Genomic DNA, 22,108 nt, shown 5'->3' with positions numbered 1-22,108 from the left:
CCTGTTGATTCTCCGAACCTACAGGCGGCCACTGACAATCGCCTCGCGGACCGTACCTCCCGCCCCCGTGACCCGGGGAAGAGCGTGTCTACCAGCTGGTCTTGCGGTACAGCTCGCCCACCATCATGATCGTCGACGGGTCGAGGGCCCGCTCCGAGCCGGAGATCTCCGTGCTGGCCGCCACGTACTGGCGGCCCTGCCACAGCGGCAGCAGCCGCGCGTCGTCGACGAGGATGCGCTGCGCCTCCTCGAAGTCCTTGACGACGTTGGCCCGGTCGCTCTGGGCGCGGGAGCTGGGCAGCAGCGTCTCGGTGATCTTCGGCGAGACATAGGGCGTGCCGAGGGCGTTCTGGTCGCCGACGAAGGGCGCGATGAAGTTGTCCGCGTCCGGGAAGTCGGGGAACCAGCCACGGCCGAACACCGGGTACTCGCCCTTCTGGTAGCCGGAGACGTACGTCTTCCACGGGCGGCTCTTGAGGGTGATCTGGAAGAGCCCCGACTTCTCCAGCTGGCGCTTCAGCTCCTCGAACTCGGCCTTGGTGGAGGAGCCGTAGCGGTCGCTGGTGTACCAGAGGGTCAGCGACACCGGTGTCGAGATGCCCGCCTCGGTGAGGATCTTGCGGGCCTTGGCCTTGCTGGGGTCGCCGAAGTCGTCGAAGAAGCCGGTGGTGTGGCCGGTCAGGCCCTTGGGGACCATCGAGTACAGCGGCTCGACGGTGTCCTTGTAGACCTTGTGGGCGATCGCGGGGCGGTCGACGATCTGGGCGATGGCCTTGCGGACGGCGGTCTTGCCGGCCGTGGGGTCCTTCGGGTTGAACACCAGGTAGTTGATCTCGGTGCCGAAGCCCTCGGTGATCTGGAGTTCGTCCTTGTCGTCGGCCTGGAGCTCGACGATGTCGTCGGCGTTGAGACCGCGGAAGGCGACGTCGAGCTCCTTGTCGCGCAGCGCGCCGACCATGGTGGGCGAGTCCTGGAAGTAGCGGATGGTGACCGCGGCGTTCTTCCGCTCCGCGTACCCGTTGTAGGTGTCGTTCTTGACGAGTTCGGCCTGCTTGCCCTCGTCGTAGGACTGCAGGTTGTACGGACCGGAGCCGACGATCGAGCTCTCCTCGCGCAGCTTGCCGGCCGGGTACTCCTCGGGGTCCACGATCGACATCGCGGGGGTGGCGAGCACGAACGGGAAGGTGGCGTCGGCCTTGTTGAGGTGGAAGACGACCTCGCGGTCGTTGAGCACCTGGACGCGGTCGAGGCTGCCGAGCAGTCCGGCCGGGCCGCCGTTGACGTTGATCTTCCGGATGCGGTCGATCGAGTGCTTGACGGCCTGCGCGTTCAGCGCGTGCCCGTCGGAGAACTTCAGACCCTCGCGCAGTTCGCACTGGTACTTCTTGTTGGAGCCGTCCGTGAACCGGCACTCCTCCGCGGCGTCCGGCTCGGGCGCGCTCGCCCCCGAGGGGTAACTGAGCAGCGTCTGATAGATGTTCCGGAACAGTTCCCAGGAACTGTCCCAGGCCGCGGCGGGGTCGAGGGTGCTTGGTGCAGCCGTCGTCCCCACGATGATCGGGCCCTGCTCCTCCGAGGAGTCGGATGAGAGGACGCCGCATCCAGCCACCAGGGACGTTATGGATGCGATGGCCGCCACCTGACGCAGGCGTCGGATCCGCTTGAACACGCGCACGCTCCTCGATCTGCCATACCAAGGGTCGGCAAAACATACCGCAGGCTCACGGCCTGTGAACCTCTCGTCTTGGGAGCACTTTTGCGTATGTGGTTTGACTACGTTGTCAGAGAGTCACCGATCGTCCGATACACGCACAAGGGCGCCACTGTCGTACAGCGGCGCCCTTGTCGGATCGGCGGAAGACGGTGCCGGAGCGGTGCGGATCAGCCGACGCCGGCGTTGAGGAAGATGCCGCCGTCGACGACGAGCGTCTGTCCGGTGACCCAGTCGGACTGGTCGGAGGTGAGGAACGCGGCCGCGCCGCCGATGTCGGACGGTACGCCGAGGCGGGCCAGCGGGTAGGACGCGGCGGCCTCCTCCTCGCGGCCCTCGTAGAGGGCCTGCGCGAACTTCGTCTTCACCACGGCCGGCGCGATCGCGTTGACCCGCACCCTGGGCGCGAACTCGTGCGCGAGCTGCTGGGTGAGGTTGATCAGCGCGGCCTTGCTGACGCCGTAGGCGGCGATGAACGGCGAGGGCGCGATGCCGGCCACGGAGGCGATGTTGACGATCGCGCCGCCGTTGTCCTTCTGCCAGGCGTGCCAGGTCTTCTGCGCGAAGCCCAGCGCCGAGATCACGTTGGTCTCGAACACCTTGCGCGCGACACCGAGGTCGAGGTCGGCGATCGGCCCGAACACCGGGTTGGTGCCAGCGTTGTTGACCAGGTAGTCGACGCGGCCGAAGGACTCCATGGCGCGCTCGACGGCCACGGTCTGGTGGGCCTCGTCGTGCGCCTTGCCGGCCACGTACACGGCCCGGTCGGCGCCGAGCTGCTCGACGGCCTCCTTGAGGGCGTCCTCGTTGCGGCCGGTGATGACCACGCGGTCGCCGCGGGCGACGAGCGCCTCGGCGACGCCGTAGCCGATGCCGCGGCTGGCGCCCGTGATGAGGGCGACCTTGCCGGAGAGTGCGGGAAGTTCAGTCATGTCGGTGGCTCCTCGGCCCTAGTCGAGCGGTCCGCCGGCCACGTACAGGACCTGGCCGGAGACGAAGCCGGCGGCCTCGCCGGTGAAGAAGGCGATGGCGTTGGCGATGTCCTCGGGCTCGCCGACGCGGGCCACCGGGATCTGGGTGGCGGCGGCGGCCTTGAAGTCCTCGAAGCCCATGCCGACGCGGTCCGCGGTGGCCTTGGTCATCTCGGTGGCGATGAAGCCGGGGGCGACCGCGTTGGCGGTGACGCCGAACTTGCCGAGCTCCTTGGCGAGGGTCTTGGTGAAGCCCTGCAGACCGGCCTTGGCGGCGGAGTAGTTGGCCTGGCCGCGGTTGCCGAGCGCGGAGGACGACGACAGGTTGACGATCCGGCCGAAGCCCGCGTCCACCATGTGCTTCTGGCAGGCCTTCGACATCAGGAAGGCGCCGCGCAGGTGCACGTTCATGACGGTGTCCCAGTCGGAGACGCTCATCTTGAACAGCAGGTTGTCACGGAGCACACCGGCGTTGTTGACCAGGATCGTCGGGGCGCCCAGCTCGTCGGCGATCCGGGCGACCGCGGCCTCCACCTGCGCCTCGTCCGACACGTCGCAGCCGACCGCGAGGGCCGTGCCGCCGGCCGCGGTGATCTTCTCCACGGTGTCCTTGCAGGCGGCCTCGTCGAGGTCGATGACGGCGACCGCGCGACCCTCGGCGGCCAGCCGTACCGCGGTGGCGGCGCCGATGCCGCGCGCTGCGCCGGTGACGACGGCGACCCGCTGCTCAGTGGTGGACATCAGTGACTCTCCTCAGGTGAGCGACCGCTTAGTACCTTCGATGGACGTGACGCTAGAAGTCCTGGCACGCGGTGTCAACGGCCACCGCGCGCATGTGATCCATTACCTGCCCCTCACCGCACCAGCCGATCCAGCAGCCGTTCCGTCTCGGCCACCGGGTCGAGGGTGAGCCCGGTGTGCACGGGCCCCGGCTGCACGACCGTCGAGCGGGGCGCGATCAGCCAGCGGAAACGGCGTCCCGCGTCGTCGCCCGCGGCCTGGCCCGCCGTCTCGCCGGTGCCGCAGACGCGCTCGACCGCGTCGAGGGCGGCCCGTACACCGGCCACGTCCGCATCCGGGTCGAGGGCGAGCAGCCGCCGTTCGTCGAGGTGGGTGCGGGCGCCCAGGTAGCCGCGGGCCCGGCAGTACACGAGGACACCGGCGTTGACACACTCGCCGCGCTCGACCCGGGGGACGACGCGCAGGAGGGCGTACTCGAAGACGTCCCGTTCGTTCGCCTCGCCGCCGCGGATGATGTGGCGCTCGACGACGTGGCCCGCCATGTGGATGTGCCTCTCGCTCACGCGACCTCCTCGATTCCGGTGACGCGCTCGTGGACGCCGGCCGCGCGCGCGAGCAGCGGCCGCACATAGGCCCGCCGCAGGTCGTCGGCGGTGTCGAAGCCGGGCTCGCCGGCCAGCCAGACGTCCGGGATCTCGGCGGTGACCTCGGTCAGCAGGTCCTCGGTGACCCGGGGTGCCAGCTCGGCGGCGGCGCCGGCGAGGTCGGGCGCGAACCGGGCCAGGGCGTGGTCCGAGGCGTCGTAGGGGCGGGCGGCGGAGGCGTCGGCGCCGGGCCAGTTGTGGTGCCAGATCATCGTGGCGCCGTGGTCGACGAGCCACAGTTCGCCCTGCCACATCAGCAGGTTGGGGTTGCGCCAGGAGCGGTCGACGTTGTTCACCAGCGCGTCGAACCACAGGACGCGGCCGGCCTCCTCGGGGCTCACCTCGAAGGCGAGCGGGTCGAAGCCCAGCGCGCCGGAGAGGAAGTCCATGCCGAGGTTGGTGCCGCCGCTGGACCGGAGCAGGTCCTGCACCTGCTGTTCGGGCTCGCCGAGCCCCAGTACCGGGTCGAGCTCCATCGTGACCAGCCGGGGCACCCGCAGGCCGAGCCGGCGGGCGAGTTCGCCGCAGACGACCTCCGCCACCAGCGTCTTGCGGCCCTGTCCGGCCCCGGTGAACTTCATGACGTAGGTCCCGAGGTCGTCGGCCTCGACGAGTCCCGGCAGCGAGCCGCCCTCACGCAGGGGCGTGATGTAGCGGGTCGCGATGACTTCCTTGAGCATCGCCCCAGGTTACTGGCGGGGAGGTGCGGTCCGGGGCCCGGTGCGCCGCCGCGCCGACAGCGGACCGACAGCTGTCGACAGCGGACCGACAGCTCCTCTTTACCCGCGTCCGAGGCCGGGCACGACAGGATTTCCGCAGCGTCTGAACAGGGGGTCCCCAGGGACCGTACCTCTCGGCAGATCACGGATGACCGGAAGGAAACGTCAGCATGACCAGCGAATCAGTACAGCCGAAGCCGGGCCCGAGCCGCCGTACCGTCGTGGCGGCGGTGGGCGCGGCGGGGCTCGCCGTCGCGCTGACCGCGTGCGGGTCCGAGGACGAGGCGTCCGGCTCGTCCACGGAGCAGGGAGCGGCGGCGGGCGGTGGCGGCGGTGCCGCGCTCGCGAAGACGGCGGACATCCCGGAGGGCGGCGCCAAGGTCTTCGACGCCGAGAAGGTGGTCGTCTCGCAGCCGGCGGCCGGTGACTTCAAGGCCTTCTCGACGATCTGCACGCACCAGAACTGCCCCATGACGGACCTCAAGGAGGACACGCTGTCCTGCGCCTGTCACGGCAGCCAGTTCTCCGTCCTGGACGGCAGTGTGAAGAAGGGCCCGGCGACCCAGCCGCTGCCCGCCAAGAAGATCGACGTGGCCGGCGGCTCCATCACGCTGGCCTGACGCGCGCCGCCCGCGCGAAGCCGTCCAGCACCTCGTCCGTGGTGACGACGGTGGCGACGAGCGCGAGGGTGTGGGCGATCATCGCGGGGGTGTATTCGGGGGGTACCCCCGCGATGGCGTCACGGGGGACGACCACCACATAGCCGCGGTTCACCGCGTCGAGGACGGCGTTGGGCACGGCCACGTTGGCCGAGACGCCCGCGACGACGAGCGTGCGGCAGCCGAGGTTGCGCAGCAGGGCGTCGACGTCGGTGCCCTGGATCGGGGACAGGCCGTGCAGCCGTCGTACGACCAGGTCCTCGTCGGCGACCTCGATCGGCGCCGCCACCCGGACCGCGTCGGTGCCGGACAGTTGCCGTACGGGCAGCCGCTCGGCGGCGCGGAAGAGGCGGGCGTTGCGGTTGGCGCCGCGGCCGTCCGGGCGGCGTTCGGCGACGGCGTGGATCACCTGTACGCCGCTCGCGTGGGCGGCGTCGACCAGCCGGGCCACCCGGGCGAGGGCGCCCGAGCCGCGGGCCGCGTCGGCGAGTTCGGGCAGGGCGCTGTCCGGGCCGACGACGCCGTTCTGGCACTCGACGGTGAGCAGGACGGTGGTCGCGGGGTCGAGGAGTTCGCTGAGCTCGGCGTGCTGCGGCATGGCTCCCCCAGGGGCCGGCGGCGTGGGCGGTGAGCGTAGCCACCATTGCGTGGGGACGGAAGACGACTCATCCTTTTCTGACGTGATGTCAGAGGATCTCTCCTCTGGCACGACGTGGGAGAAGGAAGAGGGGGCCGTATGACCGTCACTCAGCGCCGGGGCCGGAAGATCATGATGTCGCCGGGCGAGCTGGACGCGTTCCTCACCGAGCAGCGCACCTGCCGGGTCGCCACGGTGTCCGCCGACGGCTTTCCGCATGTCAGCGCCCTGTGGTTCGCGTGGGACGGTACGTCGCTGTGGCTGTACTCGGTGGTCCGCAGCAAGCGGTGGGCCGATCTGCGCCGCGATCCTCGGGTGGCGATCGTGATCGACACGGGCGAGGAGTACGAGCAGCTGCGCGGGGTGGAGCTGTCCGGCACCGTCGACTTCGTGGGCGAGGCCCCGCGGGTCGGCGAGCTGTGCGCCGAACTCGACGTACCGGAGACGCTGTTCGCCCGCAAGAACTTCGGCATCGAGGAGATGCCGCACGACGGGCGGCACGCCTGGATCCGGCTGACCCCGGAGAAGATCGTGTCCTGGGACTTCCGGAAGCTCGGCTCGGCGTAGCAGGCGCTCAGACGGCGTCCGCCGCCGAGCGCAGCGCCCGCACCGCCGCCCGGATCGACGGGCGGCGGTCCGCGTCCGTGCGCCACACGGCGTAGATGTGGCGGTGGACGCTCTCGCGCACCGGCACCGCCCGCACCCCGGGCGGCATGGGGTCCCGGCCGAGCCGGGGCGCCACGCAGACACCCAGTCCGGCGGCGACGAGGGCCAGTTGGGTGTGGTGCTCCTCGGCCCGGTGGGCGATGCGCGGCTCGATGCCCTCGGTGCGCAGGGTGTAGAGCAGCCAGTCGTGGCAGAACTCGCCCTCGGGCCAGGCGACCCACTCGTCGTCCGCGAAGTCCTCCATGGTGACCTCGGTGCGTCCGGCCAGCGGATGCCCCTCGGGCATGGCGATCTCGACGCGGTCCTTGAGGATGGACGCCTTCGCGAGGCCCTCGGGCATCGGCAGCGGCTTGTTGTACCAGTCGAGGACGACGGCGAGATCGGCGTCCCCGCGGACCACCGCCGCGACCCCGCCCTCGGGCTCCAGCTCGCGTGAGTGCACGCGCAGCGCGGGGTGTTCGGCGCGCAGGGCGGAGAGCGCGGCCGGGAAGAGCCCGCGCAGCGCGGTGGGGAAGGCGACGAGCCGCAGCTCGCCGACCACCTGTCCGCGCTGCGCCTCCAGGTCGGACTGGGCGAGTTCGACCTGCGAGAGGATGCGGGCCGCGTGATCGGCGAGCAGCCGCCCGGCGTCGGTGAGCCGCACCCCCCGGCCGTTCTTGGCGAGCAGCCGCTGGCCGACCTCGCGCTCCAGCTTGGACATCTGCTGGGAGACGGCCGAGGTCGTGATGTGCAGCCCCTCGGCCGCGCCGCTGACCGAGCCGTGCCGGGCGAGGGCGTCGAGGGTGCGCAGGCGCTCCAGGTTCAACATGTAAGTGATGCTACGAGATATCGTGCGCGAAATCTCGATCGTGCTACGAGATCATCGTGCCGCATCGTAGATGCCATGACCACCGCCACCCCGTCGCGCACCCCGGCCGCCGCACCGGACCTCCCCCGCTCCCGCCCCCGCCTCGACTGGCGGCTGCGGTTCGCCGCCCTCTCCCTGATCTGGGGTTTCAGCTTTCTGCTGATCAAGGTGGGCACCGACGGGTTCGCGCCCTTCCAGGTCACCCTGGGCCGGCTGGTGTTCGGCACGGCGGTGCTCGCGGCGGCGATGGCGGTCAAGCGGGAGCGGCTGCCGCGCGGGGCGCGCACCTGGGGGCATCTGACGGTGGCCGCGTTCCTGCTGAACGCGCTGCCGTTCTCGCTGTTCGCGTACTCCGAGCTGACGATCCCGTCGACGCTCGCCGGTATCTGCAACGCGACCTCGCCGCTGTGGGGCATGGCCCTGTCGATGGTCGCCCTCTCCGAGGACCGGCCCACGCGCGTACGGGTCGCCGGGCTGGGGATCGGGTTCATCGGCGTGCTGACGGTGCTGGGCGCATGGCAGGGCTTCCACGGACTGGACGCGAAGGGGACGGCGATGGCACTGCTGGCCTCGCTGAGCTACCCGATCGGCTGGATCTACGTCCGCCGCACTCTGGCCGGGAACGGCTCGTCGCATCTGTCGCTGACCGGCGCGCAGTTGCTGCTGGCCACGGTGCAACTGGCGATCGTCACTCCCCTGTTCACGTCCTTCCCGGCGCGCTTCTCACTGCTGCCCCTGCTGGCGGTCGTCGCGCTGGGCGCGCTCGGCACCGGGCTGGCGGTGCTGATCCAGTACGGCCTGGTCGCGGAGGTCGGGCCGACCACGGCACAGATGGTCACCTACTTCATCCCGGTGATCGCCACGGCGGCGGGCGTGGCCGTCCTGGGCGAGTCCCTGGCCTGGTCGACCCCGGTCGGGGCGGTCATAGTCCTGGCGGGAGCGGCCCTGACCCAGGTGAAGCGGGGCACCTGACCCGGGCGACGACCGGGGCTCAGACGTAGCTCCGCACCGGTCCCGGTCCCAGCGCCGCCGCCACCGCGTCCGCCAACGGACCGGTCTCCTCCGGCCGCAAGGTCGACGTCGTGATCCTGATGCCGGGCGGGGAGGCCGTGCGGAAACGGGCGCCCGGGGCGACCGCCCACCCGGCGTGCAGCAGCCGCGACACCGCACCGGTCTCGTCGGGCACCGGCACCCAGACGTTCAGGCCGCTGCGCCCGTGGGCCTCGATGCCGCGCTCGGCCAGCGCCCGCAGCAGCAGATCGCGGCGTTCGCCGTACGCCGCCGCCACGGCCGCCGGATCGTGTCCGCCGTCGGTCCACAGCCGGACCACGGCCCGCTGCACCAGCCGGCTGACCCAGCCGGCGCCGAGCCGCTGCCGTCCGCGTACCCGGTCCACGGTGACGTCGTCGCCGGTCAGCACGGCGAGCCGCAGGTCCGGTCCGTACGCCTTGGCGACCGAGCGGACGAAGGCCCAGTGCCGGGTCCCGCCCGCGAGGGGGTGCAGCGGCTGGTCGACGATCCCGTGCCCGTGGTCGTCCTCGATCAGCAGCACGTCGGGGTGGTCCCGCAGGACCGAGCGCAGGGCACGCGAGCGTGTGGCGCTCACGACGGCGCCGGTGGGGTTCTGCATGCGGTCGGTGACGATCAGGGCCCGTGCGCCGGAGGCGAGGGCCCGCTGTACGTCCTCGGGGAGCGGTCCGTCGTCGTCGACGCCCACCGGGGCGAGTCGCAGCCCCAGAGCCGGGATCAGATCGAGCAGGCTGCCCCAGCCGGGGTCCTCGACGGCGACGGTGTCGCCGGGCTTGAGGTGGGCCTCCAGGACGCGTTCGATGGCGTCGAGCGAGCCCGAGGCGACGGCCTGCGGCCCCGGCGGCACCCCTGCGGCGTCCAGACCGGCCCGCGAGAGGCTCGCCAGCTCGGGCTCCACGGGATCGGCGCCGTACAGGACGGGCTCGCGGTCGCCCTGCTCACCGGCGGCGGCGAACGCCCGCGCCAGCGACGGCAGCAGCGCCGGGTCGGGGTTGCCGCTCGCCACGTCCCGGACGCCCTCGGGCACCTCGACCCGGGTGTACTCGCGTCCGGTCGTGGCGGGCCGGGGCCGCACCCGGCTGCCCCGGCGCCCCGCGGTCTCGATGACGCCGCGCTCCCGCAGGATGCGGTAGGCGGCGGCGACCGTGTTCGGGTTCACGCCCAGGTCTGTGGCCAACTCCCGCATGGGCGGGAGCAGTTGGCCGGGTTCCAGCTCGCCCGTGCCGACCCCGCGCTCGACGCTCGACGCAATCTCCGTCGCCCGCCGGCCTTCGATCCGATATTCTCCTAGCACAAACGACATTATGCACTAGTGCAATGGAGAGCGCCATGCAGGTGACCCAGCAGCCGACCCCGCCGCCCGGCGCCTACACACCGACGGAGCGCACCGTCCCCACCCGCTCCCCGGAACGGGCGTCGTACGACAAGGAGCTGGTGCACTCGATACTCGACGAGGCCTACGTCTGCCACCTCGGCTTCGTCCGCGACGGCGCCCCGGTCGTGCTGCCCACGCTGTTCGCCCGCGTCGGCGAAACGCTCTACGTCCACGGCTCGACCGGATCGCGCCCGCTGCGGGTGACCGGCGAGCCCGACCCCGGGCTCCCCGTCTGTCTGACGGTCACGCACGTGGACGCGCTGATCCTGGCCCGCTCGGCCTTCCACCACTCGATCAACTACCGCTCGGTCGTGGTGCACGGCACCGCCCACCAGGTGACCGACCCCGAGGAGAAGCGGCTCGCCCTGGACGCCCTGGTCGACCACGTCGTACCGGGCCGGTCCGCCGACTCCCGGCCGGCGAACAAGAAGGAGCTGGCGGCCACCGCGGTGATCCGCCTCGACCTGGGAGAGGTCTCCGCCAAGCTCCGCACCGGCGGCGTCAACGACGAACCCGAGGACCTGGCGCTCCCCCACTGGGCCGGCGTCGTCCCACTGCGCAAGGGCTACGACACCCCCGTCGGCGACCCCGCCCTCGCCCCCGACACGGCGCTGCCGGACTACCTCGCCTGAGGGCCGAGGACGCGGGGGCCTCGCCCGGCCAGCGGGGGCCCCGCGGGTCACCCCGCCGGGCGGGGGCGGGTCCCGGCGGCCTCCCCGAGCCGGTCCCGGCGGGCCCTCGCCCGGCGACGGGCCCCCGCGGGTCACCCCGCCGGGTGCGGGCGGTCCCGGCGGGCTCCCCGGGCCTCCGCCAGCGCGAGCCCGACGACGGACCCGAGCATCAGCAGGGTGCCCAGGCAGGTCGCCGCCGTGAGCTGCTCGTCGAGCAGGAGCACCGCCAGCACCGCCGCGCTGACCGGCTCAAGCAGCATGATCACGGACACCGTGGCCGAGCGGACGGCGGCCGCCCCCGCGAAGTAGAGGGCGTAGGCGAGCGCGGTCGGCACGGCCGCGATGTAGAGCAGCAGCCAGCCGACCCGGGCGGGTTCGGCCGCGTGCGGGACGAGTCCCTCGGCCAGGGCCAGCGGCAGCAGGCACACGCTGGTCACCGCGAAGGCCCACACGGACGTGGAGGCGGCGTCGGCAGCTCCGTCGCGGCCCCACTTGCGGGTCAGCAGCGTCATCACGGAGTACCCCGCCGCGGACAGCAGCGCCAGCAGCACACCGGCGGGCCGTACGCTCGCCCCGGCGTCGCCGAGCGCCATCACCCCGAGCCCGGTGAGCGCGCCGGCCACGGCGGCCACTCCCCCGCGCCCCAGCCGCTCGCCCAGCATCAGCCGGGCGCCGAGCGCGATGAACACGGGACCGGCGCCGAGCGTGACGACGGTGCCGACGGCGAGACCGGTGGCCTGGACGGCCGCGAAGTAGGCGGTCTGGAAGACGGCAAGGCCCAGGCCCGTGGCCCCGGCCCGCGACAGCTTGCGCCGCAGCGGCGCGGGATCGGCCGCGCGGGTGCGCGGACGCATCAGATGGACGGCGAGCAGCAGCACGAAGCCGACCGCGCAGCGCCAGAAGGACAGCGTGACCGGCCCCATGTCACTGGCCCGGTAGACCAGGGAGGCGGCGGCGCCCGCGGTGCCCCAGGCGGCGCCGGCGACGATCAGGAAGAGCAGGCCACGCCCGACGGGCAGGCCGGACAGAGCGGTGTTCGACACGAGTGGTTCTCCGGGAACGCGCAGAAGGTGGACGGACCCGGCTCAGCGGGGTCCGGGGGACACGTCTGCGGGCAGCGCGGCACCGCCCGGCACGGCCGGGCGGACGATCCGGAAGGCCCGCCTCAGGCGGCCGGAGGCGGAAGAACGCGTGTCAACGGCATGATCGGGCACCTTAGGCGACGTTTTCCCGCTCGGACAACTCGGTATCGACACCGCCGGCCGCCACAGGCTGCGGCGCCCCCTTCGCGGGCGCCGACGACTGCGCGATGAAGGCACCGGCCAGGACGACGGCACCGCCGACGATCTGCGGGGCGGACAGGTGCTCGCCGAGCAGGAACCAGGCCAGCACGGTCGCGATGACCGCCTCCAGGCAGGCGACGACCCCGGCGACCTGCGGCGAGAGCCGGCGGACCGAGACCACGCCGGTGACGTACGCGACGACGGTGGCGAGGAGGACGATCCAGGCCAGCAGCAGCACGGCCGGGACGGGTGTGCCGTCCATGTGCGCGGTGCCGCCGAGCACGGCCCAGTCCATCGCCCACGGGCGGGCGATCACGGTGAGCACGGCGGCGCCGACCAGAAGGCCGTACGCGATGACGCCGAGCGGGTCGGGGGCGTCGGCGCCGGAGTCGCTGCCCTGGTCGGACAGGACGAAGTAGCCGACCTGGCAGCAGGCGGCGCCGAGCGCGAGGAGCAGCCCGAGGGCGTCGAAGCCGAGCCCCGCCCACACCTCGACGACACAGGCGAGCCCGCCCACCGCGAGGACGACACCGACGGCGGCGGCGCGGGTGACGGGCCGCCGCTGCACGAACCGCACCCAGCCGAGGACGAGCGCCGGCGCCAGGTACTCCACGAGCAGCGCGACACCGACCGGGATACGGGAGATGGAGGCGAAGTAGAACGCCTGCACACCGGCCACACCCAGCAGTCCGAACCCCGCGAGCAGGGCGGGCCGACGGCGGACCAGGGCGCGATGGCGTACGGCGAGCGGCAGCATCACGAGGGCCGCGCCCGCGACCCGCAGCCACACCACATGGAGCGGGTCGAGCCCCGCCTCGATCAGCGGCTTCGCCGCGACACCGGAACCACCGAAGGCGATGGCGGAGACGATCGCGAGACCGAGCCCGATCCCTTTGCCGCGGCCTGCCAGGCCGCTCTCAGACGTGCGCACCGGCCCATGATGACAGGCGATGACATGAGCGTCATCCCCGGTGACACCTGTCTCGTTGGCTGGACGCGGACGGCCTAGAGCGCACCCTCCTTGTCGATGCGGGCCCGCAGGCCGTCCACGTCGACGCCGGCGCGGTGCAGCACCTCCACGGCGCGGGCGCGCGGGTCCCGCACGAGCGCCCCGAGCAGGTCGAGGCCGCGCGCCAGCGAGTCGCCGCGCCGGGCGGCCCGCAGACAGCTGTCGTGCATGGCGTCGGCGGCCAGCGGCGAGAGACCGTCGGCGTCCGGTACGACGGGCACCGCCCCGGAGTCCTCGACGGCGCCCTGCCAGCGCAGGCCGTAGCCGATACTGCGCTGGACGAGATAGCCGAGCAGCCGGGCGACCTGCGGCCCCTCGCCGAGGACGGCGTGGACGGCCGGGTCGTGTTCGAGGAGCGAGTGCAGCAGATGGGCCGTGTCGACGTGCCGGTCCCCGTCCCGGACCGCCCGGCGGCGCGCGCCGGACACCACCGCCGTCAGCTCGTCACTGGGCCGGGCGGCGTCCTGGCGCCGGGAGTCCTGTTCCTGGGTGGACTGCCGGGGGATACGGGGCTGCACATGTTCACCCCATCAACTATTTCGCTGTCGGGCATCCACGAGGGGAACCATCTCGGCGTCCCACGCGAAGTGGACTCCCGGGACGGAAATCTCCTCCTTGGGGAGGAGATCTGACGCAAGACGGCGATGCGGCGCGCGCCGCCTTGCCCTCCACATGTCGGCGGCCCGGCCCGCACATCTGACGGTTCATCACTATTGAATGTTGCGGGCCTCACGGCTACGTTCCGCGACACCCGAGCCCGACACGAAGAGGTGGTCGCATGGCCGAAGTCAGCGCGGAGGCACGTATCGAGGCACCCGCCGAGAAGGTCTGGGCACAGCTGACGGACTGGCCGTCGTACGGCGAGTGGAACGCGACCCACACGGACTTCCCGGCCGGCGGCCCCTCGGCCCTCGAGGTCGGCGGGACCTTCCAGGAGAACATGAAGCTGATGGGCTTCCCGGCGGAGGTCGAGTGGACCATCGAGGAACTGGAGCCGGCGCGCACGCTCGCCATCCGCGGCAAGGGACCGATGGCGGTCACGGTTGTCACGCGGTACACGCTGACGCCGGAGTCCGGCGGATCCGCCACGACGCTGAGGATCGACGGGGAGTTCACGGGCGCGGCCGTGTCGCTGATGGCCGGCAAGCTCAGGGACTCGGCGACGGCGGCCCTGAACGAGTCGCTGCGCAAGCTGGCCGGGCTGGTCGCCTGACGCCGTCCCGGTCCGGCCGGGCGACGCGAAGCGCCCCGCGGATCGCTCCACGGGGCGCTTCCTTCACCGCGGCGGGGAGGCCACGGGCCCCGCTCAGTCCTCGCTCAGTCCTCGTCGGCGAGGATCAGGTACAGCTTCTTGCGGGCGTCGCCGATGACGGCGAGCGCCTTCTCGCGCTGCTCCTTCGTGCCCGTCTTCCAGACCTGGCCGAAGGCCTCCATCAGGCCGAAGCCGGCCTGCCGGATCTCGCCCAGCGCCTCCCAGTCGACGCCCCGGGAAGCCTCTTCCCAGGGGGCCTCCGGGCCCGCCTCGGCCGCCTCGCGGCCCGCGTCGGTCAGCGCGAACAGCTTCTTGCCGCCCTCGCTCTCACTGACGATCAGGCCCTCGTCCTCCAGCAGCTGGAGGGTCGGGTACACCGAGCCGGGGCTGGGCTTCCACGCCCCGCCGCTGCGCTCGGCGATCTCCTGGATCATCTCGTAGCCGTGCATCGGGCGGTCCTTCAGCAGGGCCAGGATCGAGGCCCGCACGTCACCGCGCCGGGCCCGCCCCCGAGGTCCGCCCCGGCCCCGGGGCCCCCACGGGCCGGGACCGAATCCGGGCCCGCCGAAGCCACCCGGCCCGAACGGACCGAAAGCGCCACGGCGCCCTTCGAAGCCGCCCCGGCCGTGGTGCCCGTGCTCACCATGACCGCCGTGTCCACGCTCGTATCCATGGGAACGCATCGCCATCACTCCATCCATCGTTGATCTGTCGCGATGCTTCAACGATATATCGGAAGCACTCGCCCGACAACCCCCCACCGATCCGCCCGTCGTCTGAGGAACCGGTCCAGCACCCTCCGATTGGCCTTGGCCCCCCGCTCCCGGAACCCCCTACCGTCGACGACATGCGGATTCGAATCGTCGACGCCTTCACCGACCGTCCCTTCTCCGGCAATCCGGCAGGGGTCCTGCTCCTCGACGCCTTCCCGGCGGACGCCTGGCTCCAGGACGTGGCCATGGAGGTCAACCACCCCGAGACGGCCTTCGCCCACCCGCTGCCCGGGGGCGGCGAGGCCGACTGGGCACTGCGCTGGTTCACACCCGCCGCCGAGGTCGCGATATGCGGTCACGCCACCCTCGCCACCGCCCACGTCCTGTTCGGCACCGGCGCCCACGAGGGCCCGGTGCGGTTCGCCACCCGCAGCGGTGTCCTCGTCGCCACGCCCCGCGAGGACGGTTCGATCACGCTGGACTTCCCGACGGCCCCGCTGACCCCGGTGCCGGTGCCCGACGGCCTCGCGGAGGCCCTGGGCGCCGAGCCGCTGTGCGCCTTCGACACCGGGCCGTTCGTCGGCGATCTGCTCGTCGAACTCCCCGACGAGAAGACGGTCCGCGCCCTGACCCCCGACTTCCGGGCGCTCGGCGCGCACTCCGAGCGCGGCGTCATCGCCACCGCGGCGGCCGAGGACCCCGCCGGCGGCCACGACTTCGTCAGCCGCGGGTTCTTCCCGAACGTCGGCATCGACGAGGACGCCGTCACCGGCAGCGCCCACACCGCCCTCGCCCCGTTCTGGTCCGAGCGCCTCGGCCGTACCGAGCTCACGGGCCTGCAGGCGTCCCGGCGCCCCGGGCACGTCCGCGTCGAACTCCGCGGCGAGCGCACGCTCCTCGGCGGCCGCGCGGTCACGGTCATCGAGGGCGAGCTCAACGCCTAGGGCACGCATGCGGAAGGGGGCGTACGACCGAGTCGTACGCCCCCTTCGGTACGCCGTCGGGTCAGGGCGTCGGCAGCCAGTCCACCCGCCCCGCGAGCAGGGCGTATCCGACGAACGCCCCGATGTCGAGCAGGGTGTGGGCGACGACCAGCGGGCCCACCCGCCCCCACCGCCGGTAGAGCAGGACGAAGACCACGCCCATCACCATGTTGCCGATGAAGCCGCCGATGCCCTGGTAGAGGTGGTACGAGCCGCGCAGCACGGAGCTGGCCACCAGCGCGGCGGCCGGCGTCCAGCCCAGCTGCCCCAGCCGCCGCAGCAGATAGCCGACGACGATGACCTCTTCGAGGACGGCGTTCTGCAGGGCCGACAGGATCAGCACCGGGTACTTCCACCACACGTCGGGCAGCGCCTCGGGCACCACGGTGAGGTTGAAGCCGAGCTCGCGGACGGCCAGGTAGAACGCGATGCCGGTGCTGCCGATGACGGCGGCGATCCCCGCCCCACGGCCCAGGTCGAACCAGGGGCGCCCCCGGTCGAAGCCGAGCGTGCGCATGCTCCCGCCCTCCCGCATGAGGAGGTGCGCCACCAGCGCGACGGGCACCAGCGCGCTGGCGATCCCGAACAGCTGCCACGCCAGATCCAGCCATGGACGGCCCGGCGCGGCCGAGGCGTTGAGCGTGGCCGCCTGGTCCTTGAGACCGCCCGGTTTCGTCACGGACCCGACGAAACTGATCACGGCGGACACGCCGCTCGCGCCGAGCGAGAGCGCCAGGACGAGCAGCGTCTCGTCACGGAGGATCCGCCGTGCGGGCCGTTCGTTCGGAAAGGGATCGGCCAGGGGACCTGCCTCGCCCTGCACACCTGCCTCCAGTTGGCTAATCCCGCCTCATCCTCATCGCGGCCCCGCTAGGGTCTCGAAAAAAGTATCGAGGACCGTGCGGGGCCCGCCGTCGGGGGACGGGGTTTCCGTACGGGGCGCTCCGCCGGCGCCGCCCCGCCGCCCGCCCGCGGCCGGAGTGCGGCGCGGGACCGGGCGGGGCGACAGGGAGGGGCACCACCGTCATGGGACGTCACAGCTTGCCCGATCAGTATGGAGCGGGCAGCGGCGACCCCGGTCGACGCGCCTTCCGGCGCAGGCTGGCCCTGGTGACGGCGGTCGCGCTGACGGTGGCCGGCGGCACCGCGGCGGCGGTCGGGGAGGGCCTGCTGACTTTCGGCACCTCGTGCCAGGACGACGCGGTACGGCTGACGCTGGCCGCGTCCCCCGAGGTGGCGCCCGCGCTGAAGACGGCCGCGGAGCGGGCCCGGCGGGCCGGTCTCACCTCGGACGGGCGATGCGTCGCCGTGACGGTGACCGCACGCGAGCCGCATCGGATCGCCGAGGCGCTGTCGGCGGACGAGGACCCGGGCGCCGAGGTGTGGGTGCCGGACTCGCAGGCGTGGGTGCAGCGGCTCACGGCGGACGGCGGCACGGCCGAGGTCTCCACGATCGGCAATGTCGCCGCCTCACCGGTCGGGGTCGCCATGGTCCCGGCCGCCGCGAAGAAGCTGGGCTGGCCGCGCCGGACGTACACCTGGACGGAACTGGCCGGGGAGACGCTGGGCGACGGTCCCGTTCGGCTCGGAGCCGGCGATCCGTCGCGCAGCGCGGCCGGGCTGCTCGCGCTGACCCGGGTGAGCGCGGCGGCGGACGCGACGGAGGGCGGGGACACCCGGGCGGCGGCCCTGATGAAGGCGCTGTCGGAGCGGGTCACCGAGGGCGACGGGCAGATCCTGGAGAGCCTGCCGCGCGACGCCTCGGACAGCGAGTCGGCCAACCCCCGGCGCAATCAGGCGGTGGTCCTCAGCGAACAGGCCGCCTTCACGTACAACGCGGCCACCGAGGACGCCCGTGACCTGGACTTCTTCTACCCGCAGGACGGCGCGCCCCGGCTGGACTACCCGTACGCGCTGCTCGACCAGACCGGGCTGACCACCGACGAGAGCCGGGCGGCGATCCGGTTCATGAGCTACCTCGACGACCCGGAGCAGCAGCGCCTGCTGGAGCGGTACGGCTTCCGCACCTCGGACGAGAAGGTGCCGGACGGCCTGGTCGCGCGGGCCGGCGGCAGCGCCCCGCAGCCGTACGCGGCGCCGGTCGACCGGCCGGTGACGGCGGTCGCCCTCCAGGAGGCGCTCGGCGTCTGGGAGATCACCGTGCGCAGCGCGCGGATCACCATGGTCGTGGACGCCTCCGCGTCCATGGAGGAGCGAGTGCCGGGCACCGAGCGGTCCCGGATGGACGTCACCAGGGCGTCGCTGCGGCGCGCGCTGAACACCTTCACGGCGGACGACGAGATCGGTCTGTGGGACTTCTCCACCGCCCTGGACGGCGCCAAGGACTACCGGGTCCGGGTGCCGGCCGGGCGCCTCGGCGACAGCGAGGGCGACGTCACGCAGCGGGACCGGCTGGCGGCGGCCGTCGACCGGCTGAAGCCGGTGCCGGACGGGGCGACGGGCCTGTACGACACGACGCTCGCCGCGTACGAGGCGGCGAGGTCCTCCTATGCGAAGGGCCGGTTCAACGCCGTGGTCGTCCTCACGGACGGCGTCAACGAGGACCCGGGCAGCATCTCGCGGGCCGCGCTCCTCTCCCGCCTGGGGAAGCTGGCCGATTCCAAGCGCCCGCTCCCCCTCATCATGATCGCCGTGGGCCCGGACGCCGACCGCGAGGAGGCCGACCGGATCGCGAAGGCGACCGGGGGCTCGGGCCACGAGGTGACGGACCCGGCCCAGATGGAGACGGCGATCCTCAAGGCGATCGTGAAGGCGGCGTCCCCCGACCGGCGGGGATGACGGCCGCCGACACGATCTCCCGAACGGTCCTCACACGGCGGGCACCGGCTCCGGAAGGCCCACCGGCCAGGTGTGCACGGGCTCACCGCGGAGCATCAGCTCCCGGTAGCGCCGGGTCGTCGCGGCCAGCGCGGCGTCCCGGCCCAGCCCGGACTCCAGCGCCCGGTGGAAGGTGGCCGCCTGCCAGGACGCGCCGTTGGTGCGCCGACGGCAGCGCTCATCGATGACGCCCAGGTAGAAGTCCCGGTCGGCCGGTTCGACGCCCCATGCGTCCAGGCCCACCTCGGCCAGCGGCAGCAGTTCGTCGCGGACGAGGCTGACGGCGTCGACCTCGGCCATGGCACCGTGCCGGCCGCGGCGCGGCCAGAGCAGCCGGGCGTCGATGCCGTCCTTGCAGGCGGCGTCGAAGTTGGCGGCCGCCGCCTCGAACGGCATCCGGGTCCACACGGGCCGCGACTCCTCGGCGAGGGCGCGGACGACGCCGTAGTAGAACGCCGCGTTGGCGATGACGTCCGTGACGGTGGGCCCGGCGGGCAGGACGCGGTTCTCCACGCGCAGATGCGGGACGCCGTCGGCGATGTCGTAGACGGGACGATTCCAGCGGTAGACGGTGCCGTTGTGCAGGACGAGTTCCGCGAGAGTGGGGGTGCCGCCGGCGTCCAGGACCTCCAGCGGGTTCTCGTCGTCGCAGATCGGCAGCAGCGCGGGGAAGTAGCGCAGGTTCTCCTCGAAGAGGTCGTACGCCGAGGTGATCCAGCGCTCCCCGAACCAGGTGCGCGGCCGGACGCCCTGCGCCTGGAGCTCGGGCGGGCGGGTGTCGGTGGACTGCTGGAACAGGGGCGGGCGGGACTCCCGCCACAGCTCGCGCCCGAAGAGGAACGGCGAGTTGGCGCCGACGGCGATCTGCGCGGCGGCGACCGCCTGGGCGGCGTTCCAGACGTCGGCGAAGCGGCCCGGGGTGACCTGGAGGTGCAGTTGCACGGAGGTGCAGGCGGCCTCGGGGGCGATGGACTTCGAGGTGCACGTCAGGCGTTCCACGCCGTCGATGTCGAGGGTGAAGTCCTCGCCGCGGGCGGCCACGATCTGCTCGTTGAGAAGCGCGTAGCGGTCCACCTCGGAGAGATTCGAGGAGACCAGGTCGTCACGGTCGAGGGTCGGCAGAATACCGATCATCACGATTCCCGCGTCGACCTCGCCCGCTTTTCGGTCGGCATATGCCAGTGACGTACGGAGTTCCTCGCCCAGCTGGTCGAAAACACGGCCCTCCAGGCGGTGCGGGGCTATGTTGACCTCCAGATTGAACATCGCGAGTTCGGTCTGGAAGTCACGGCTGGCGATACGTTCGAGTACCTGCCCGTTCAACATTCTCGGCATACCGTCGGCGCCGGCGAGATTCAGCTCGATCTCCAGCCCCAGGAGATTCCTGGGACGGTCGAACCGCCGCTCCTCCAACAGCCGCTCCAGCCCCGTCAGACACTGCCGCAGCTTGTCACGGTAGTGCTGACGATCGGACAGGTCGAACCGACCTGCCACGACCTTCTCCCCCATCGGGTCCCTCCTCGGATGGGCGGGCCGAGGATCGGCCGCCGGTCTCGCGGGTCAGGTGGGATGATGCCCAGCCAAGGCGATCGATAACGTCCCCGCCCGGGCCTGTGGCCCGCTAGTCTGTTCCGCTGTGACCGGCGGCACATTCACCGGGCAAGCGACACAGCGCAGTTTCCGAGCGTTCACGAAGTCGTGAAAAACGCCGACGACAATTGGCCGACCGCGCCCCGGACGTTTTTCGAGGTCACCACCACACCTCCGGCCGGCAATGGGGATTTTCTCCCGCATATCGCCGACCGAATGCACTCTTGCCGTGTACACCGGGACCGGCTAGATGAAACATCATCTGAACCGTCGTCGTATAAACTGCGCTATCAGGCAGAGGGTCGGCACCCGCGGTCCCCGTACCTGTCGTCCAGGTGACGTACGGCAGGCCCGACATCCCCCGCGCTTCAGGACCCCGGCTCCCCGGCACCTCTGACCTCCCCCCGAGCAGACAGCGCTGTCCGCCCTGCCCCGCCCTCGCGCCATCGTGCCTGTCGAATGAGAGGCGACCCACCATGCCGCTGCATGTTCCCCCGGCTCCCGCGCCCGCACTTCGCTCCGTCCTGACCGCGCTCGGTTCCCCCACCGCCGTCAGCGAGGCTCGAACTCCCTCCCTGCGCGCCGCACAGGGACCCACCACCCCCGAACTCCCGCTGCCCGTCCATGTGCTGGACGAGCTCACCCCGGCGGGCATGTCCACGACCCGGCTGGCGGGCTGGCGCTTCCTGATCCGCTCCGGGGAACGCGCTGTGGCCGCCGCCGAGACCCGGCTGACCCCCGACGGCTGGGCCTTCTCGCACTTCTTCGAGGGCCCCTACATCGCCTCCACCGAGCGCGCGCTGCGCCAGGCCGAGACACTGACGCAGCCGTACCAGCCGCGACTGCTGTCGTTCCCCGGCCTCTACATGCTCACGCTGTGGCTGCACGGCGATGCCACCGCCGACGCCGCCACGGGCCACCCCGACCCCGCCGACGTCCTCATCCCGCTGGCCCCCGCCCCTCCGGGCATCGCCTCCCATGTCCCGCACCGGGTGGCCGACCTGCTGCCCGTCCTGACCCTGCGCGCCACCCCGGCTCCGCTGCCGCCCCTGCCACCCCTGCTCGGCTCGCCGGCCTGACGGCACGGGCGCGAGGCCCGCGTACCCCGCCATCCATTCCGGGTGGCGGGGTACGCGGCATTACGGCCCGGGCAGCGCCGCGACTCGCCCGAGCGACACCCCGCTCAGACGTGTCGCAGCACCACCCGGGCCACCCCGGACTAGCCCCATCCGACCAGGCGAAACCATCCGAAGGGACAGTGCGGTTGGGGTGAACCGCCCGCGCGGGTCATGCGTCATCAACCTGTGAGAAGCGGTGCTGCGAAATCCCTGCGGATGACCGCCCGTAGGGCAACACTGGGTCCAGACCGACTTAACAACGGGGGGCGGCCATGAACGACGTTTCACGCCGCGAGACAGACACATCAGCCATCTCATCCGTCACGACAGAGCGAAAGATCCCCTCCATGTGCCAGCACCAACCACCGTGCCCCTCAGCCGACTCCGCCGACCGGGAATCCGCCCGTCTCGTGGCGCACCACCCGGAGCAGGGCTGGAGCCTGCTGTGCAACGGTGTTCTCCTCTTCGAGGACACCGGTGAACTCCTGCCGGACGGCAAGATCATCGCCCCGCACCGTCCGCTGGGCGCCGGCAAGGTGGTCACCGCCGCGTAGTCGTCCCGGACGATCCCCGCGGTACCGGGCGGCGCGCGCCGCACGCCCGGAGTACTCCCAGGGGCCGGTCGCAGACTCCGACTGCGAGCCGGCCCCCA

The 22,108-nt window shown here is 72.2% G+C and carries 23 protein-coding genes; 9 read left to right on the top strand and 14 right to left on the bottom strand.

The window, feature by feature from the left end:
• Positions 1-88: 88 nt before the first annotated feature.
• From KBY32_RS31780 to KBY32_RS31760, 5 genes are all read right to left on the bottom strand, one after another.
• On the bottom strand, positions 89-1,669 hold the full coding sequence (locus KBY32_RS31780; RefSeq protein ID WP_115509033.1) for an ABC transporter substrate-binding protein: 1,581 nt from the start codon (positions 1,667-1,669) through the stop codon (positions 89-91).
• A 212-nt stretch (positions 1,670-1,881) separates the two neighbouring features.
• Positions 1,882-2,643, bottom strand: a complete 762-nt coding sequence (locus KBY32_RS31775; RefSeq protein WP_055622430.1) for an SDR family oxidoreductase — start codon at positions 2,641-2,643, stop codon at positions 1,882-1,884.
• Positions 2,644-2,661: 18 nt separating this feature from the next.
• Positions 2,662-3,423 (bottom strand): 3-oxoacyl-ACP reductase FabG, encoded by a 762-nt coding sequence (gene fabG / locus KBY32_RS31770; protein ID WP_115509032.1) that lies wholly within the window; start codon positions 3,421-3,423, stop codon positions 2,662-2,664.
• 113 nt (positions 3,424-3,536) lie between these two features.
• Positions 3,537-3,986: a DUF3037 domain-containing protein gene (locus KBY32_RS31765; RefSeq protein ID WP_115509031.1), complete on the bottom strand. Its 450-nt coding sequence runs from the start codon at positions 3,984-3,986 to the stop codon at positions 3,537-3,539.
• Entirely contained in the window at positions 3,983-4,747 is a 765-nt protein-coding gene (locus tag KBY32_RS31760) for a HipA family kinase (RefSeq protein ID WP_210982506.1), read from the bottom strand. Before KBY32_RS31760 ends, KBY32_RS31765 begins: the two co-directional genes overlap by 4 nt.
• A gap of 209 nt (positions 4,748-4,956) precedes the next feature.
• Between KBY32_RS31760 and KBY32_RS31755 the strand changes: the two genes are divergently transcribed.
• A complete protein-coding gene (locus KBY32_RS31755; RefSeq protein ID WP_055622434.1) occupies positions 4,957-5,406 on the top strand; it encodes a Rieske (2Fe-2S) protein in 450 nt (149 codons plus the stop codon).
• On the opposite strand, the gene KBY32_RS31750 is transcribed toward KBY32_RS31755, so the two are convergent.
• Complete coding sequence (locus KBY32_RS31750; RefSeq protein WP_210982505.1) at positions 5,393-6,043, bottom strand: cysteine hydrolase family protein; 651 nt, start codon at positions 6,041-6,043, stop codon at positions 5,393-5,395. The genes KBY32_RS31755 and KBY32_RS31750 overlap by 14 nt on opposite strands.
• Before the next feature lie 138 nt (positions 6,044-6,181).
• On the opposite strand from KBY32_RS31750, the gene KBY32_RS31745 reads away from it, so the two are divergent.
• Positions 6,182-6,649, top strand: a complete 468-nt coding sequence (locus KBY32_RS31745) for a pyridoxamine 5'-phosphate oxidase family protein (RefSeq protein WP_055622436.1) — start codon at positions 6,182-6,184, stop codon at positions 6,647-6,649.
• A gap of 7 nt (positions 6,650-6,656) precedes the next feature.
• On the opposite strand, the gene KBY32_RS31740 is transcribed toward KBY32_RS31745, so the two are convergent.
• Positions 6,657-7,556: a LysR family transcriptional regulator gene (locus KBY32_RS31740; RefSeq protein ID WP_210982504.1), complete on the bottom strand. Its 900-nt coding sequence runs from the start codon at positions 7,554-7,556 to the stop codon at positions 6,657-6,659.
• A 75-nt stretch (positions 7,557-7,631) separates the two neighbouring features.
• Here KBY32_RS31740 and KBY32_RS31735 point away from each other — a divergent pair, with 75 nt between their 5' ends.
• Positions 7,632-8,567 (top strand): DMT family transporter, encoded by a 936-nt coding sequence (locus tag KBY32_RS31735; protein WP_055622438.1) that lies wholly within the window; start codon positions 7,632-7,634, stop codon positions 8,565-8,567.
• Positions 8,568-8,586: 19 nt separating this feature from the next.
• On the opposite strand, the gene KBY32_RS31730 is transcribed toward KBY32_RS31735, so the two are convergent.
• Complete coding sequence (locus tag KBY32_RS31730; RefSeq protein ID WP_210982503.1) at positions 8,587-9,918, bottom strand: aminotransferase class I/II-fold pyridoxal phosphate-dependent enzyme; 1,332 nt, start codon at positions 9,916-9,918, stop codon at positions 8,587-8,589.
• Between the two features lie 35 nt (positions 9,919-9,953).
• Between KBY32_RS31730 and KBY32_RS31725 the strand changes: the two genes are divergently transcribed.
• Positions 9,954-10,631: a pyridoxamine 5'-phosphate oxidase family protein gene (locus tag KBY32_RS31725; protein ID WP_210982502.1), complete on the top strand. Its 678-nt coding sequence runs from the start codon at positions 9,954-9,956 to the stop codon at positions 10,629-10,631.
• Positions 10,632-10,762: 131 nt separating this feature from the next.
• Here the strand turns inward: KBY32_RS31725 and KBY32_RS31720 are convergent, their stop codons facing one another.
• The 3 genes from KBY32_RS31720 to KBY32_RS31710 form a co-directional block, all read right to left on the bottom strand.
• A complete protein-coding gene (locus KBY32_RS31720; protein WP_210982501.1) occupies positions 10,763-11,713 on the bottom strand; it encodes a DMT family transporter in 951 nt (316 codons plus the stop codon).
• 172 nt (positions 11,714-11,885) lie between these two features.
• A complete protein-coding gene (locus KBY32_RS31715) occupies positions 11,886-12,884 on the bottom strand; it encodes a DMT family transporter (protein ID WP_107096769.1) in 999 nt (332 codons plus the stop codon).
• 74 nt (positions 12,885-12,958) lie between these two features.
• A complete protein-coding gene (locus KBY32_RS31710; RefSeq protein ID WP_210982500.1) occupies positions 12,959-13,480 on the bottom strand; it encodes a Clp protease N-terminal domain-containing protein in 522 nt (173 codons plus the stop codon).
• A gap of 260 nt (positions 13,481-13,740) precedes the next feature.
• Between KBY32_RS31710 and KBY32_RS31705 the strand changes: the two genes are divergently transcribed.
• Entirely contained in the window at positions 13,741-14,175 is a 435-nt protein-coding gene (locus tag KBY32_RS31705; protein WP_055622444.1) for an SRPBCC family protein, read from the top strand.
• 104 nt (positions 14,176-14,279) lie between these two features.
• On the opposite strand, the gene KBY32_RS31700 is transcribed toward KBY32_RS31705, so the two are convergent.
• Complete coding sequence (locus KBY32_RS31700) at positions 14,280-14,897, bottom strand: PadR family transcriptional regulator (RefSeq protein ID WP_210982499.1); 618 nt, start codon at positions 14,895-14,897, stop codon at positions 14,280-14,282.
• 164 nt (positions 14,898-15,061) lie between these two features.
• On the opposite strand from KBY32_RS31700, the gene KBY32_RS31695 reads away from it, so the two are divergent.
• Complete coding sequence (locus tag KBY32_RS31695) at positions 15,062-15,871, top strand: PhzF family phenazine biosynthesis protein (RefSeq protein ID WP_210982498.1); 810 nt, start codon at positions 15,062-15,064, stop codon at positions 15,869-15,871.
• 61 nt (positions 15,872-15,932) lie between these two features.
• On the opposite strand, the gene KBY32_RS31690 is transcribed toward KBY32_RS31695, so the two are convergent.
• Positions 15,933-16,733 (bottom strand): CPBP family intramembrane glutamic endopeptidase, encoded by an 801-nt coding sequence (locus KBY32_RS31690; RefSeq protein ID WP_115509019.1) that lies wholly within the window; start codon positions 16,731-16,733, stop codon positions 15,933-15,935.
• Between the two features lie 203 nt (positions 16,734-16,936).
• Here KBY32_RS31690 and KBY32_RS31685 point away from each other — a divergent pair, with 203 nt between their 5' ends.
• A complete protein-coding gene (locus KBY32_RS31685; protein WP_210982497.1) occupies positions 16,937-18,709 on the top strand; it encodes a substrate-binding and VWA domain-containing protein in 1,773 nt (590 codons plus the stop codon).
• Positions 18,710-18,739: 30 nt separating this feature from the next.
• On the opposite strand, the gene KBY32_RS31680 is transcribed toward KBY32_RS31685, so the two are convergent.
• Entirely contained in the window at positions 18,740-20,257 is a 1,518-nt protein-coding gene (locus KBY32_RS31680; protein ID WP_210982496.1) for a glutamate-cysteine ligase family protein, read from the bottom strand.
• Between the two features lie 557 nt (positions 20,258-20,814).
• Between KBY32_RS31680 and KBY32_RS31675 the strand changes: the two genes are divergently transcribed.
• Together KBY32_RS31675 and KBY32_RS31670 are read left to right on the top strand one after the other, a co-directional pair.
• Positions 20,815-21,417, top strand: a complete 603-nt coding sequence (locus tag KBY32_RS31675; RefSeq protein ID WP_210982495.1) for a hypothetical protein — start codon at positions 20,815-20,817, stop codon at positions 21,415-21,417.
• A gap of 386 nt (positions 21,418-21,803) precedes the next feature.
• Entirely contained in the window at positions 21,804-22,010 is a 207-nt protein-coding gene (locus KBY32_RS31670; protein ID WP_055622451.1) for a DUF5999 family protein, read from the top strand.
• Positions 22,011-22,108: the final 98 nt, after the last annotated feature.

It is taken from the genome of Streptomyces sp. RK62 (genome assembly GCF_018070255.1).
GTDB lineage: Bacteria > Actinomycetota > Actinomycetes > Streptomycetales > Streptomycetaceae > Streptomyces > Streptomyces nigra.
The sequence above is the reverse complement of the archived record's forward strand: the minus strand, read 5'-3'. Positions and strand labels throughout refer to the sequence as shown.